Source organism: Enterobacter cloacae complex sp. I2, assembly GCF_014896205.1.
Classification (GTDB): Bacteria; Pseudomonadota; Gammaproteobacteria; order Enterobacterales; family Enterobacteriaceae; genus Enterobacter; species Enterobacter quasihormaechei.
The window spans coordinates 71863-85700 of sequence record NZ_JADBRA010000004.1 but is presented as its reverse complement, the minus strand read 5'-3'; the positions used below and the strand labels follow the sequence as shown (position 1 = coordinate 85700).

The following is a 13838-nucleotide window of genomic DNA, read 5'->3' as shown; positions in this document are numbered from 1 at the left end:
GCAGTTTACACTGCTGGCTGATTTTTCTTGTCCGGATTGCTCTGCATGCAACTACTTCTTCTTGTCTGGCGGCAGTACCGCTGGCCTTTCATCGCGGTAATGGCGCTAAGCCTTGCCAGCGCGGCGCTGGGGATTGGCCTGATTGCCTTCATTAACGTGCGTTTGATCGAAATGGTCGATACGTCACTCTCCGTCCTGCCGGAATTTCTGGGATTACTGCTGCTGCTGATGGCGGTCACGCTCGGATCGCAGCTGGCGCTGACCGCGCTCGGCCACCATTTCGTTTTCCGTCTGCGCAGTGAGTTCATCAAACGTATTCTCGACACCCAGGTTGAGCGCATCGAACAGCTGGGAAGCGCCTCTCTGCTGGCGGGGCTGACCAGCGACGTGCGCGCCATTACCATCGCGTTTGTACGTCTGCCGGAGCTGGTGCAGGGGATCATCCTGACCTTTGGCTCGGCGGCCTATCTCGCCTGGCTCTCCAGCAAAATGCTGGCCGTGACGGCGTTGTGGATTGCGATCACCATCTGGGGCGGGTTCCTGCTGGTCTCCCGTGTCTATAAGCACATGGCGGTGCTGCGCGAAACGGAAGACAAGCTCTATAACGACTACCAGACGGTGCTGGAAGGGCGCAAAGAGCTGACGCTGAACCGCGAGCGCGCCGAGCACATCTTCAATAACCTCTATATTCCTGACGCGCACGAATATCGTCATCATATTATTCGCGCCGATACGTTCCACCTGAGCGCCGTGAACTGGTCCAACATTATGATGCTGGGCGCCATTGGCCTGGTGTTCTGGATGGCGAATAGCCTGGGGTGGGCGGATACCAACGTGGCGGCCACGTACTCCCTGACGCTGCTGTTTTTACGCACGCCGCTGCTGTCGGCCGTTGGCGCACTGCCGACGCTGCTGAGCGCTCAGGTCGCCTTTAACAAGCTGAAGAAGTTTGACCTTGCGCCGTTTAAGGCCGAGTTCCCGCGTCCGCAGGCTTTCCCGAACTGGCAAACGCTTGAGCTGCGTAACGTTACCTTCCGCTATCAGGAGAGCGCGTTCTCCGTGGGGCCGATAAACCTGACCCTTCACCGTGGCGAGCTGCTGTTCCTTATCGGCGGCAACGGCAGCGGCAAATCCACCCTGGCGATGCTGTTGACGGGGCTCTATCAGCCGCAGTCGGGTGAAATTTTGCTGGATGGCAACGCGCTGAGCGCGGAGAAACCGGAGGACTACCGCAAACTCTTCTCGGCGGTATTTACCGACGTCTGGCTGTTCGATCAGCTGCTGGGTCCGGAAGGGCAGCAGGCGGATCCCGCGCTGGTGGAGAAGTGGCTTGCGCACCTGCAAATGTCACACAAGCTGGAGCTCCAGGATGGCAAAATCCTCAATCTCAGGCTGTCGAAAGGGCAGAAGAAACGCGTGGCGCTGCTGCTGGCGCTGGCCGAGGAGCGCGACATCATCCTGCTGGACGAGTGGGCAGCCGATCAGGACCCGCACTTCCGCCGCGAGTTTTATCAGGTGCTGCTGCCGCTGATGCAGGCGATGGGGAAAACCATTTTTGCCATCAGCCATGACGATCACTACTTCATTCACGCCGACCGTCTGCTGGAGATGCGCGACGGCAAGCTGAGCGAGCTGACCGGTGACGAGCGCGATGCTGCGTCACGGGATGCGGTGGCGCGAACGGCCTGAGTGCGATTGTGCCGGGTGCGCCCGGCACGTTAATTTTTCATATATGACGATTTTTTCTCCATCCCGACACGCCGTTTATTCTTATTTACATATCCCCGCGCTATGCTTAAAGCCAACCTATTTCATGGATTTATGATTAATGTCGTTATTAAAGAAAAACAGCGCAAGGCAGCGTGACCAAGAGCGTGCGCGCCTCATCTGGCTCCTGACGACCGATAAAGCGGTGACGTCAACGTTATTGGGTAAGCTGACCCTGGCTGAGCAATATGATGTCGGCACGCTGGCCGACGATATTGCTGAGGTAGGTGCGCTGGTAGCACATTTACCGCCCCCGGATCTGGCGGATACGCTGGAGGCGCTGCCTTCCGAGGAGCGCCACGCGCTGTGGCGGCTGGTGCAGGATCACGAGCGCGGTCAGGTGCTGCTTGAAGCGTCGGAAAACGTCTGGGATGACCTTATCGATGAGATGAGCGACCGGGACATTCTCGACGCCCTGCAAACGCTGGATATCGACGAGCAGATCTACCTTGTACAGCACCTTCCGCGAAACCTGACCGGTCGCCTGCTGGCTTCCCTGCCAGCCGAGGAACGGGCGCGCGTGCGTCAGGTGATGCACTACGAGAAAAACAGCGTCGGCGCAATCATGGAGTTTGGCGTTATCACCGTGCGTCCGGACGTCACCCTGGGCACGGTGCAGCGCTACCTTCGTCGGCTCGGCAGCATGCCGGACAACACCGACAAACTGTTTGTCACCTCGCGGGACAAAACCCTGCTCGGCGAGCTGGAGCTTAAAACGATCCTGCTGAACAGCACCCAGCAGCGGGTGAGTGAGGTGATGGAAACCGAGCCGATGGTGTTTTCGCCGGAAGACGATGCCGAAAAAGCGGCGCGTACTTTTGAACGTGATGACCTGGTGAGCGCCGCGGTGGTGGATTCCGTGGGCAAACTGATGGGGCGTCTGACCATCGATGAGATCGTTGATGTGGTCTATGAAGAGACCGATAACGACCTGCGAGCCCTTGGTGGGATCAGCGCCGAAGATGACGTTCATGCCTCCGTCGGCAAGGCCGTCAAAACGCGCTGGGCGTGGCTCGCCATCAATTTATGCACCGCGTTTGTGGCCTCCCGCGTCATCGACGGCTTCGAACATACTATTTCTCAGCTGGTAGCCCTGGCTTCTCTGATGCCTATTGTGGCGGGGATCGGGGGGAATACCGGTAACCAGACTATCACCATGATCGTTCGCGCCCTGGCGCTGGAAAATATTCAACCGGGTAATTTTTCGTGGCTGATCTTCAGGGAGATGGGCGTTGCGCTGATTAACGGCCTGGTCTGGGGCGGCATCATGGGCGGCATCACCTGGTGGCTGTACGATGATATGGCGCTCGGTGGGGTCATGATGCTGGCGATGGTGCTGAACCTGCTGGTGGCGGCGATTATGGGCGTGATTATCCCGCTGACGATGACCCGTCTGGGGCGCGACCCCGCAGTGGGGTCGAGCGTGATGATCACCGCTATTACCGATACCGGCGGTTTCTTTATTTTTCTTGGACTGGCGACGATTTTTCTTCTGTAGCCAGCGCCTTTTGCTTCAGTCGGGCAGGGAGGATGAACATCATCACAATCCCGCCCAGCACGCCAATCGCCAGGTTACCGGTGGAAACCGTTGCCACAACCGTCACCAGCATCACGACGGTTTCCGCCACCGGCGCGTTTTTCAGCGTTCCGGGCTGAACGCTATGCCAGCTAAAGGTCTTGACGGCCACAATTGCCATAATACCCGCCAGTACCGCCATCGGGATTTTAGCCATTACCTCGCTGAGCGCCGTGACCAGTACCAGCAGCACAACGCCTGCCGCAAGGGTGGAGATACGGCTTCTGCCTTTGCCCATCTCCACGTTAACGATGGTTTGCCCAATCATCGCGCAGCCCGCAATGCCGCCGTAGAACCCGGCCATGATATTTCCTACGCCCAACCCAATGCTCTCGCGGCGCTTGCTTGAAGGGGTCACGGTCAGTTCATCCACCAGCTTAGCCGTCAGTAGCGATTCCAGCAGGCCAACGAAGGCGATACTCAACGCGCACGGCCAGATGATGCTCAGCGTCTCCAGGTTAAGCGGCACCAGCAGTTGCGTAAAGCCAGGCAAACCGCCGCTCATGGAGCCTTCATCACCCACCGTTGGCAGAATTTGTCCGCTGGTGACGGTAAACAGCGTCAGCACCACAATGGCAATCAGCGGGGAGGGGACGCTTTTGATATAGCGTGGCACCCACAGCACAATCAGCAGCGTCAGCACGAACAGGCCCACAATCAGCGGGCTTCGGCTCCAGAAATGGGGAACCTGGGCAAAGAAAATCAAAATGCCAAGGGCGTTAACAAACCCGGTCATCACCGACTGGGGAATAAAGCGCATCAGCCGCGCCATACCCAGCGCGCCGAACAGGATCTGAATCACGCCCGCCATCACTACCGCAGGCAGAATGTACTGTACGCCGTGTTGATGAACCATCGGACCAATAACCAGCGCGACGGAGCCCGCCGCCGCGGTCACCATGGCCGGACGCCCGCCGAGCAGGGAAAGGGCAAAGCAGAGCACCACGGAGGCGATAAGGCTCACTTTCGGGTCCACGCCCGCAACCACGGAAAACGAAATCACTTCCGGGATCAGCGCCAGCGCGGTAATCACGCCGGCCAGGGTTTCGCGCATCAGACGTTGAGGCGAACGTAAAACGGTGGCGACGTGGCCTTCATGGGGTACAGACGAATGGGGTAATGACATAAGAATTCGCTAGTTTGGGCAGGCTTCCGTGCGCGCGATCACAAAGTGCAGCATAATAGCCAGGAAAATCGCCTGGTGCCAGCCTGCCTGTCAAAACCCCAAAAACAATCCATCATTAAATTTCACAATTACAATAATTTCGTAACCTTTAAACAATATTTAAAAGTTGTTACCGTGCCCCCGCAGCGTGTTTCACCTGTAATTTCTACGCATCAAGCACTATTCAACTAAGGCATAAATGATGAAAAAAATGACTGCCGTGCTCTTTTCACTGGCCGTGGGGCTGAACGCCGTCTCGCTGGCGGCGAAAGCTGACGCACCAAAAGAGCAGGAAACGGATGTCCTTTTAATTGGTGGCGGCATCATGAGCGCTACGCTGGGCACGTATCTTCAGGAATTAGAGCCGAACTGGTCCATGACCATGGTCGAGCGCCTTGATGGCGTGGCGCAGGAAAGCTCTAACGGCTGGAATAACGCCGGGACGGGGCACTCGGCACTTATGGAACTGAACTATACGCCGCAGAAAAAGGACGGTTCCATTAGTATCGAGAAGGCGGTAGAGATCAACGAAGCGTTCCAGATCTCACGCCAGTTCTGGTCTCACCAGGTGAACAGCGGCGTGTTGCACAATCCGCACTCCTTCATCAACACCGTACCGCACATGAGCTTTGTGTGGGGCGATCAAAACGTCAATTTCCTGCGCGCGCGTTACGCTGCCCTGCAACAGAGCACGCTGTTCCGCGGGATGAAATACTCTGAAGATCACGCTCAAATCAAAGAGTGGGCACCGCTGGTCATGGAAGGACGCGATCCAAACCAGAAAGTGGCGGCGACCCGCACTGAAATTGGTACTGACGTTAACTACGGTGAAATCACCCGTCAGCTGGTGGCCTCTCTGAAGAAAAAAGTGAACTTCAACCTGCAACTCAGCTCCGAAGTGCGTGGTTTCAAGCGCAACGCGGATAACAGCTGGAGCGTGACCGTTGCCGATCTGAAAAACAACGAAGCCGAGCATGTCATTAAGGCGAAGTTCGTGTTTATCGGTGCGGGCGGTGCAGCGCTGAAACTGTTGCAGGAGTCCGGTATTCCGGAAGCTGACGACTACGCGGGCTTCCCGGTCGGCGGCCAGTTCCTGGTGTCGGAAAACCCGGAAGTGGTTAACCGTCATCTGGCTAAAGTGTACGGTCAGGCCTCCGTTGGCGCGCCACCGATGTCCGTTCCCCATATCGACACCCGTATGCTGGACGGTAAGCGCGTGGTGCTGTTCGGGCCGTTCGCTACCTTCTCTACCAAGTTCCTGAAAAACGGTTCCCTGTGGGATCTGCTGAGCGCGACCACGACGTCGAACGTCAAACCTATGATGGACGTTGGGCTGGATAACTTTGATCTGGTGAAATACCTGATTAGCCAGGTGATGCTTTCTGATGACGAACGCTTCGAGGCGCTGAAAGAGTACTATCCGCAGGCGAAGAAAGAAGACTGGCGTCTTTGGCAGGCGGGTCAGCGTGTACAGATCATCAAGCGCGATCCGAAAGAGGGCGGCGTACTGCGTCTGGGTACCGAAGTGGTGAGCGATAAGGATGGCACCATTGCCGCGCTGCTGGGGGCATCCCCGGGTGCGTCTACCGCTGCGCCAATCATGCTGCACCTGATGGAAAAAGTGTTTAAGGATAAAGTGTCCAGCCCGGAATGGCAGGCGAAGCTGAAAACCATTATTCCATCTTACGGTACGAAGCTGAACGGTAACGTTGACGCCACGGAGCAAGAGCTGGAATACACCAGCCGCGTTCTGCAACTGCAATACGTCAAGCCGCAGGCTGCGGATGCGGCGCCAAAGGCGGAGCTGAAGCCACAGGCAGAAAACAAGCCGGTTGCGGATATCGCGCTGTAGCGTAAAAAAGCCGGGTAAGCGTGAGCGCCACCCGGCTTTTTTTTAACGAACTACCGCCTGCCCGACAGTCTCATCTGCCTTCCACACGCGATATTTCACATCTACGTTTTCCGGCGTATAGACGACAATTGGCAGCTTGCTGTTATAGCGCAGCAGACTGTTATCACCCAGATACGCGGTAATAAATTTCTTCTCTTTCTTGCCGTCCGGACACGCCATCATGGTAGAGACCGGTGACGTTACTTTGTCGAAGACATAGTAGTCATAACCCCAGCCTTCCAGCGTTTTGCTTTCCAGCTTGCCGCCCAGACGATGCTGGTTGCAGTCCACTTCCAGCGTCTGGCCGATTAACAGCTCAACTTTGAAATTTGCTTCATCCTGCTGGGCCGGGAGCTGAATAACCTGGCGCTTCATCCCTTTGTCCGCTTGCGGATACGGGGCAACTTTTTCCAGCGGCTGCTCTTTCTGGGTTTCGCTGGCAAAAGCGCTGGTGCTGGCGCACGCAGCGGCGAGGAGGGCGATGGCAAATTTAGGTGCGTTTTTCACTGTCATTCCTTTTTTGTCAAAACGATCCGGGAAAGACTAACATAATGTACGTGAATGGTTGGCGCAATTTACTCATTTTTTCAATTTAAATGGAGTAATACACTGCTTTAGTGTTCTTTTTGTGGTGTTTAATGCTGCGTTGGAGTCGGGGCGGCGATCGTGTTATTTTACGCGTTAATTATTGTTATTTATCTGTAAAGGGAGGAGAGATGGTAGGGGAAAAACTGAAGACACCTGAAGGCCGCAAGTTCCTGCTGGCGTTACTGGTTGTATTTATGATTGCTGCCGCATGCGTGGGGCGCGCAACCATTGTCGGTGTGATCGAGCAGTACAACATTCCGCTCTCTGCGTGGACAACCAGCATGTTTGTCCTGCAATCGGCGATGATCTTTGTTTACAGTCTGGTGTTCACCGTCCTGCTTGCGATTCCGCTGGGGATTTTCTTTCTCGGTGGGCGTGAGAAGCACTGACCTTACTGCATGTGGGTACAGGCAATAAAAAACCAGCCATAAGCGGCTGGTTTTTTTGTGTATTTTTGGTCGGCACGAGAGGATTTGAACCTCCGACCCCCGACACCCCATGACGGTGCGCTACCAGGCTGCGCTACGTGCCGACGCATAAAAGGAATACTACTCGATTCCTTTTTGATTGCAAGGGGAAAGCAGCGCTAACTGATTCATAAATAATCAGTTAGCGATAAAGCGCTTCTCGTCTGTCAGCACCTGCAACAGCAAACTGAGCTGCGGTTTCTGATCTTTGAGCTTCTCACCTTCGAGATTATACGTCTGGTAATTCCCGTTGCTGTTGAGCACCAGGGACAGCGTCGGCGTGGTCACCACCAGCGTATTTCCGCCGGCAGCCGTGACCCAGTTATGACGGCGCGTGGCGCTAAAGAGGTCCTGTCCCTGCGAGTACTCATTCGCCGGCGTGCTGACGTGCAGCAGTCGTTGCATTAGCGTGGTCATGACGTCTTTATGGTCGGTCAGCATGTTGATGCGCTGCGCGGGCGTGCCCGGCCAGTGGATCACCAGGGGAACATGCAGGTTGGGACGCGACCATTCCATGCCCTTCGCCTCGTCGCCGAGCGGCACGCCGTGTCCCGCCGTAATAATGACGACCGTATTGTCCAGCTTGCCCGCGTCGCGCAGGGCGGTCAGCACGCGGCCAATCTGCGCATCGACGTCACCCGCCGCACGGCTATAGCGGCGCGAGAAGCCTTTCTGATTGCTGTCATCAAGCGTTGTGCCGTTAAACGCAACCCAGGAGAACCAGCGGTTATCTTCCTGCGCATAGCGCTTCAGCCAGTCTATCCACTGGTCAGCGGTCCGATCGTCAGACTGGCTCTGCGCGGCAGGCAGTGAGAAATCAGACAGCAGCGCCTGGCGGTACAGCGAGCTGTTGAAGCCATCGGAGGCGAACAGCCCCAGCTGGTAGCCCTGCTGATTAAGCCCGGTAATCAGCGCGGCCGGAATACGGGCAGACAGCACGCCGTCCATATAGCTCGGTGAAATGCCGTAGAACAGGCCGAAAATACCCGCGTCGGTCGAATTACCGGAGCTCATATGCTGAGTAAATGCGATGTTGTTCTGCGCGAATTCAGCCAGGGCAGGCATCTGTTTCTCATAGCGAGAATAGTTCAGGCCATCAACGGTAATCAGCAGCACGTTCTGACCGCGGCCCATGTCGCGATATTTCAGATCGCTCAAAGGATACTGCACGCTAACCGCTTCCGGATTACCCTGTTCCACCAGACGACGCTGGTACTCCTGCGCATCCAGCAGGCCGTGTTTTTCCAGGAAACGACGCGCCGTCATCGGATAGGAGAGCGGCAGATTCGCGCGCTGCATGGTAATCGGGCGGTAGAAGTTCGCATCTGCCCAGATATACATCAGGTGCGAACCGATAAATGAGGCGAAAAAGAGCGCCGCGACGGGCTTCGCGTAATGGCGGCGTCGGGTCAGACTGCGGAGCTTTTGCCAGCTCCACGTGGCGAACAGCATTTCAATCAGCAGGATTATTGGCACGCTGATAAACATCAGCTGCCAGTCGCGCGCGGTCTCGTTCTGATCCGGGTTAATCACCAGCTCCCAGACGATAGGGTTCAGGTGCAGGTGGAACCGGGTGAAGACTTCGCTGTCGATAAGCAACAGGGTCATGCCCGCCGTCGCAAGGATAGCGGACAGGAAGCGCATCAGCCGCTGCGACATGACGATAAACGTCAGAGGGAACAGGATCAGCAGATAGGTGGCGAAAACCAGAAAGCTAAAGTGACCAACAAGGCTCATCCACGAGTAGACTCGCCCGGTTAACGTGGTTGGCCAGTCCGCCACAAACAGATAACGGCAGCCGAGCACCATCGCCAACAGAATGTTGAACAGGGCAAACCAGTGCCCCCAGCTGACCATCTGGGAGACTTTTTCACGGTAGCGCTGACGATTCGTCACCATAAACTGTTGTTCGTTTCCCTTAGTGTGCCTGGTCGTCGCTAACGGAGGACTGCAATGCCTGGGCGAAAGATTTGGCGATCGCCTGACGCTGAGCCGGAGCAACGCTGGTATTAATCAGATTGGTAACCATATTTCCCAAAACCATCAGGGAGAGATCGGTTGGCGTTTTATGTTTTTCCAGTACGTTGACCAGCTCACCGAGCAGTTGTTCAACGTGTTCGTCACTGTAGCGGGAATGTTGTGGCATAAATCAAAATCAGTTTGTTGAGAGAAGGGCGACATATTACCGTAGCAACAGCTTTTTTTCCCCTTTTTTATCTTCTGTTGCACACATGCGTTGGTGGTGGTTGAATACCGCCCGGTCTAAAAGGAGAGTTTATCATGAGTCTGGAAATCAACCAGATTGCCTTGCACCAGCTTATCAAGCGTGATGAGCAAACCCTTGAAGTGGTGCTGCGCGATTCGTTACTGGAACCAACGCCTACCGTTGTCGAGATGATGGCGGAGCTGCATCGCGTCTACAGCGCGAAAAATAAAGCCTATGGCTTGTTCAGCGAAGAGAGCGAGCTGGCGGATAGCCTGCGCCTGCAACGTCAGGGCGAAGAGGATTTCCTGGCGTTCAGCCGCGCTGCCACGGGCCGTCTGCGTGACGAACTGGCGAAATATCCCTTCGCCGATGGCGGTATCGTCCTGTTCTGCCACTACCGTTATCTGGCGGTAGAGTATCTGCTGGTAACCGTGCTGAATAACTTAAGCAGCATGCGCGTGAACGAGCAGCTGGATATAAGCTCAACGCACTATCTGGATATTAACCATGCGGATATTGTGGCGCGTATCGATTTAACCGAATGGGAAACCAACCCGGAATCAACGCGCTACCTGACCTTCCTCAAAGGCCGCGTGGGCCGCAAAGTGGCGGATTTCTTTATGGACTTTCTCGGCGCCAGCGAAGGGCTGAACGCCAAAGCGCAGAATAAAGGTCTGCTCCAGGCGGTGGATGACTTTACGGCTGAGGCGCAGCTTGATAAGTCTGAGCGTCAGAACGTGCGTCAGCAGGTTTACAGCTACTGCAACGAGCAGTTACAGGCCGGGGAAGAGATTGAGCTGGAGTCGCTGTCCAAAGAGCTGGCGGGCGTCAGCGAAGTCAGCTTCCAGGAATTTACTGCGGACAAAGGCTATGAGCTGGAAGAGAGCTTCCCGGCGGATCGCAGCACCCTGCGTCAGCTGACGAAATTTGCCGGCAGCGGCGGTGGGTTAACCATTAACTTTGATGCCATGCTGCTCGGGGAACGTATCTTCTGGGATCCGGCCACCGATACGCTGACCATTAAAGGTACGCCGCCGAACCTGCGCGATCAGCTCCAGCGTCGCACCTCAGGCGGTAAATAACGGCCATAAAAAAACCCCGCAGAAGCGGGGTTTTTCTCGACAGGTTTGCGATTACGCGCGAACGAAGTCGATGTGAGACAGTTTTGGCTTGAACGGGTGACGCTGAACAGCCTGAACTTTCACTTTTTCTTCTTTACCGCCAACAACGATGGTCAGAACTTCGCTGTAGAATTCAGCTTTAGTCTGCATGTTCCATACTTTGTCGTGATCCAGTTCGATAGCAACTGGAGCAGCTTCGCCACCGTAAACGATAGCCGGGAACTTGTTAGCGGTACGCAGGCGGCGGCTCGCACCCTTACCCTGCACGTTACGTACTTCTGCTTCGATAGTGAACATTGATTTCTCTCTGTATTTAAAACCCTGCTACAGGCGACCCAGCAGCAGGTGAGTGTTCTGCCTCACGGATGTGAAGCGGGCGGCATTTTATACTCAAATGGCGCGCGCATCAACGAAAAGTCCCGCTAACCGCGTAATTCGTTCGCCCGCCGGAAGCGCCCTTCATAGTCAAAGACCTTCTCACGCACCTGCCAGAACTGGCCTTTTTTGCGGGCGACAACGAAATCGGGATGGCGCAGCAGCACCTGCTGGTGCACGATATCCGCCACGGTTATCCAGCGCAGCGGCACGCCGGGCGTGCGGGTATGCGGGCGGATAAAAAGTTGTTCGAACGCGGTTCGCTGGGCGGGCGTCTGAACCCTGAACCGCTCGCTGACGTCTGCGCCGTCCTCGTCGTAATAGGTGATTTTTAGCCACTCGCCTTTTTCATCCGCGCCGGGCTGTAGCGCCATGCCGGAACAGCGCAGCACCAGCGCATCCTTCAGCTTCAGCGCCGCTTTCAGCATGTCGTCCGGGTCGACCAGCACCGTGTCGCACTCCCGACAGCGGCGGGCAGCGATGTCGTTCTCGGCGTTGCACTGCGGGCAGTTTTTGAAGCGGAAGCGGAAGTCGCACTGCTCGCGATGACCGTCGTCGTCTTCAAACCAGCCCTGACAGCGGCGGCCAAAGTGCTCAATCAGCGTGCCGTCGGCGGTGGTTTTGCCCCAGAAAGTGTTGGCAAACCCGCAGGCCGGGCAAAATACCTGTACCGGCACGTTGTCGCTTTTGCCTTTTGGCGTGCCCACTTCCGGGGAGTAGAGATCGTGCGGGTTACCGGCGTAATCAAGGATCAGGCAGTCGGTTTTGCCCGGCGCCAGGCGCAGCCCGCGCCCGACAATCTGCTGATACAGGCTGACGGATTCGGTCGGGCGCAGGATCGCAATCAGGTCGACGTGCGGGGCGTCAAACCCGGTGGTTAATACGGAGACATTCACCAGGTAGCGGAACTGCTGGGCTTTGAAGGCCTCAATCAGGCTGTCGCGCTCCGGCCCGGGGGTTTCACCGGTAATTAACGCCGCGTCGTCGGCGGGCAGCAGCCCCGTGATTTCGCGCGCGTGTTCGACGGTGGCAGCAAAAATCATCACCCCTTTACGCGTTTGCGCGAACTCTTCAATCTGGCTGATGATATGCGGCGTGATCCGCTTCTGTTTTTTCAGCTCATGGTTAAGATCCGCCTCGCTGAACAGCCCGTTGCTCTGCGCCTGTAAGCGGCTGAAATCATACTGCACGACCGGCATATCCAGCCGTTCCGGCGGCGTCAGGTAGCCGTGCTTGATCATGTAGCGCAGCGGAAGCTCATAGATACAGTCGCGGAACAGGGCTTTTTCGTCGCCACGCACCATGCCGTGATAATGGAACTGATAAATCCAGCCCTTGCCCAGACGAAACGGCGTGGCGGTCAGGCCAAGCAGACGTATCTGAGGATTCACCGCTTTCAGGTGAGTGAGGATTTGCTGATACTGGCTGTCGTCGTCATCGCTGATGCGGTGACATTCGTCGACAATCAGCAGGGAAAACTCGCTGCGAAACAGGTCCAGGTTGCGGGCCACCGACTGTACGCTGCCAAACACCACTTTTCCGTGACTCTCTTTGCGCTTCAGCCCGGCAGCAAAAATGTCGGCCTCCAGGCCGAGCGCACAGTATTTGGCGTGGTTTTGCGCCACCAGCTCTTTGACGTGCGCCAGCACCAGCACGCGCCCGCGGGCCAGGCGCGCCAGTTCGGCAATCACCAGGCTTTTACCGGCTCCGGTCGGGAGCACGATGGCGGCGGGTTCCCGGTGCTTGCGAAACCAGGCGAGGGTGGCATCAACGGCTTCCTGCTGATAGGGGCGTAGTGTGAAAGTCATGGCTTCTCTATTCAGTTAACTCGCATATAGTATGCCACGAAACTTTTTCCCTTGAGTGGCGCAACCAGACCATTATACTGAACTGTTTCTGACTGCTTCTTTTTCGGACGCGTAGTCCGACTTCCAGCACCATTAAGGCAAAAAAGATTTCATGCGACTTGATAAGTTTATCGCTCAGCAACTCGGCGTAAGCCGCGCTATTGCCGGGCGTGAAATTCGCGCCAGCCGCGTAACCGTGGACGGCGACATTGTGAAAGACAGCGCTTTTAAACTCCAGCCCGACCACGAGGTGGAGTATGACGGCAACCCGCTGACCCAGCAGAATGGCCCGCGCTACTTCATGCTCAACAAACCGGAAGGGTACGTCTGTTCAACGGACGATCCGGATCACCCGACGGTGCTCTACTTCCTGGATGAGCCTGTGGCGCACAAGCTGCATGCGGCAGGGCGTCTGGATATTGATACCACCGGCCTGGTGCTGATGACCGATGACGGGCAGTGGTCGCACCGCATCACCTCCCCGCGCCATCACTGTGAGAAAACCTATCGGGTGACGCTGGAATCGCCGGTCTCGGATGACACGGCAGAGCAATTCGCGAAAGGCGTTCAGCTGCATAATGAAAAAGATCTGACCAAACCGGCGGTGCTGGAAGTCATCACCCCAACGGACGTCCGTCTGACCATCAGTGAAGGCCGCTACCACCAGGTGAAACGTATGTTTGCCGCCGTGGGCAACCACGTGGTGGGGCTGCATCGTGAGCGTATCGGCGCGATTGAGCTCGATCCCGACCTTGAGCCAGGGGAATATCGCCCGCTGACGGAAGAAGAGATCGCCAGCGTCGGGCTGCCTTCACGCTAAATTCAGGAGAACCCT

12 protein-coding genes and 1 tRNA gene are annotated in these 13838 nt (G+C 56.4%); 6 read left to right on the top strand and 7 right to left on the bottom strand.

What is annotated here, in order from left to right; all coding sequences use genetic code 11:
- Positions 1-45 precede the first annotated feature (45 nt).
- On the top strand, positions 46-1689 hold the full coding sequence (locus IM300_RS04730) for a multidrug ABC transporter permease/ATP-binding protein (RefSeq protein ID WP_063450352.1): 1644 nt from the start codon (positions 46-48) through the stop codon (positions 1687-1689).
- Positions 1690-1828: 139 nt separating this feature from the next.
- Positions 1829-3265: a magnesium transporter gene (gene mgtE, locus IM300_RS04725; RefSeq protein ID WP_193035524.1), complete on the top strand. Its 1437-nt coding sequence runs from the start codon at positions 1829-1831 to the stop codon at positions 3263-3265.
- On the opposite strand, the gene IM300_RS04720 is transcribed toward mgtE, so the two are convergent.
- Complete coding sequence (locus IM300_RS04720; RefSeq protein ID WP_131636564.1) at positions 3228-4469, bottom strand: SulP family inorganic anion transporter; 1242 nt, start codon at positions 4467-4469, stop codon at positions 3228-3230. The two genes, mgtE and IM300_RS04720, sit on opposite strands and share 38 nt — an antisense overlap.
- 241 nt (positions 4470-4710) lie before the next feature.
- Here IM300_RS04720 and mqo point away from each other — a divergent pair, with 241 nt between their 5' ends.
- The gene (gene mqo / locus IM300_RS04715) at positions 4711-6360 is read left to right on the top strand and encodes a malate dehydrogenase (quinone) (protein WP_193035603.1); all 1650 of its coding nucleotides are present in this window, start codon (positions 4711-4713) and stop codon (positions 6358-6360) included.
- A gap of 42 nt (positions 6361-6402) precedes the next feature.
- Here mqo and eco read toward each other — a convergent pair whose 3' ends face one another.
- Complete coding sequence (gene eco, locus IM300_RS04710) at positions 6403-6912, bottom strand: serine protease inhibitor ecotin (protein WP_063450349.1); 510 nt, start codon at positions 6910-6912, stop codon at positions 6403-6405.
- Positions 6913-7115: 203 nt separating this feature from the next.
- Here eco and IM300_RS04705 point away from each other — a divergent pair, with 203 nt between their 5' ends.
- Positions 7116-7376 carry a DUF2534 family protein gene (locus tag IM300_RS04705; RefSeq protein ID WP_045343803.1) on the top strand — a complete coding sequence of 87 codons (261 nt, stop codon included), beginning with the start codon at positions 7116-7118 and terminating at the stop codon, positions 7374-7376.
- Positions 7377-7442: 66 nt separating this feature from the next.
- Here the strand turns inward: IM300_RS04705 and IM300_RS04700 are convergent.
- The 3 genes from IM300_RS04700 to IM300_RS04690 form a co-directional block, all read right to left on the bottom strand.
- Positions 7443-7519: transfer RNA gene (locus IM300_RS04700), tRNA-Pro, on the bottom strand.
- Positions 7520-7592: 73 nt separating this feature from the next.
- A complete protein-coding gene (gene yejM, locus IM300_RS04695) occupies positions 7593-9353 on the bottom strand; it encodes an LPS biosynthesis-modulating metalloenzyme YejM (protein ID WP_193035522.1) in 1761 nt (586 codons plus the stop codon).
- Positions 9354-9372: 19 nt separating this feature from the next.
- Positions 9373-9600, bottom strand: a complete 228-nt coding sequence (locus IM300_RS04690; protein ID WP_063450346.1) for a YejL family protein — start codon at positions 9598-9600, stop codon at positions 9373-9375.
- 134 nt (positions 9601-9734) lie between these two features.
- On the opposite strand from IM300_RS04690, the gene yejK reads away from it, so the two are divergent.
- Positions 9735-10742: a nucleoid-associated protein YejK gene (gene yejK / locus IM300_RS04685; protein WP_028016284.1), complete on the top strand. Its 1008-nt coding sequence runs from the start codon at positions 9735-9737 to the stop codon at positions 10740-10742.
- Between the two features lie 51 nt (positions 10743-10793).
- Here the strand turns inward: yejK and rplY are convergent, their stop codons facing one another.
- A complete protein-coding gene (gene rplY, locus IM300_RS04680; protein ID WP_063450345.1) occupies positions 10794-11078 on the bottom strand; it encodes a 50S ribosomal protein L25 in 285 nt (94 codons plus the stop codon).
- Between the two features lie 125 nt (positions 11079-11203).
- The gene (locus tag IM300_RS04675; RefSeq protein ID WP_063868271.1) at positions 11204-12964 is read right to left on the bottom strand and encodes a DEAD/DEAH box helicase; all 1761 of its coding nucleotides are present in this window, start codon (positions 12962-12964) and stop codon (positions 11204-11206) included.
- 151 nt (positions 12965-13115) lie between these two features.
- On the opposite strand from IM300_RS04675, the gene rsuA reads away from it, so the two are divergent.
- Positions 13116-13823, top strand: coding sequence for a 16S rRNA pseudouridine(516) synthase RsuA (gene rsuA, locus IM300_RS04670; RefSeq protein WP_102750723.1), 708 nt, complete (start codon positions 13116-13118; stop codon positions 13821-13823).
- Positions 13824-13838 lie beyond the last annotated feature (15 nt).

Coding starts and splice junctions, on each gene's coding strand:
- IM300_RS04730 (WP_063450352.1), top strand. CDS start 46: ATGCAACTACTTCTTCTTGTCTGGCGGCAGTACCGCTGGCCTTTCATC.
- mgtE (WP_193035524.1), top strand. CDS start 1,829: ATGTCGTTATTAAAGAAAAACAGCGCAAGGCAGCGTGACCAAGAGCGT.
- IM300_RS04720 (WP_131636564.1), bottom strand. CDS start 4,469: ATGTCATTACCCCATTCGTCTGTACCCCATGAAGGCCACGTCGCCACC.
- mqo (WP_193035603.1), top strand. CDS start 4,711: ATGAAAAAAATGACTGCCGTGCTCTTTTCACTGGCCGTGGGGCTGAAC.
- eco (WP_063450349.1), bottom strand. CDS start 6,912: ATGACAGTGAAAAACGCACCTAAATTTGCCATCGCCCTCCTCGCCGCT.
- IM300_RS04705 (WP_045343803.1), top strand. CDS start 7,116: ATGGTAGGGGAAAAACTGAAGACACCTGAAGGCCGCAAGTTCCTGCTG.
- yejM (WP_193035522.1), bottom strand. CDS start 9,353: ATGGTGACGAATCGTCAGCGCTACCGTGAAAAAGTCTCCCAGATGGTC.
- IM300_RS04690 (WP_063450346.1), bottom strand. CDS start 9,600: ATGCCACAACATTCCCGCTACAGTGACGAACACGTTGAACAACTGCTC.
- yejK (WP_028016284.1), top strand. CDS start 9,735: ATGAGTCTGGAAATCAACCAGATTGCCTTGCACCAGCTTATCAAGCGT.
- rplY (WP_063450345.1), bottom strand. CDS start 11,078: ATGTTCACTATCGAAGCAGAAGTACGTAACGTGCAGGGTAAGGGTGCG.
- IM300_RS04675 (WP_063868271.1), bottom strand. CDS start 12,964: ATGACTTTCACACTACGCCCCTATCAGCAGGAAGCCGTTGATGCCACC.
- rsuA (WP_102750723.1), top strand. CDS start 13,116: ATGCGACTTGATAAGTTTATCGCTCAGCAACTCGGCGTAAGCCGCGCT.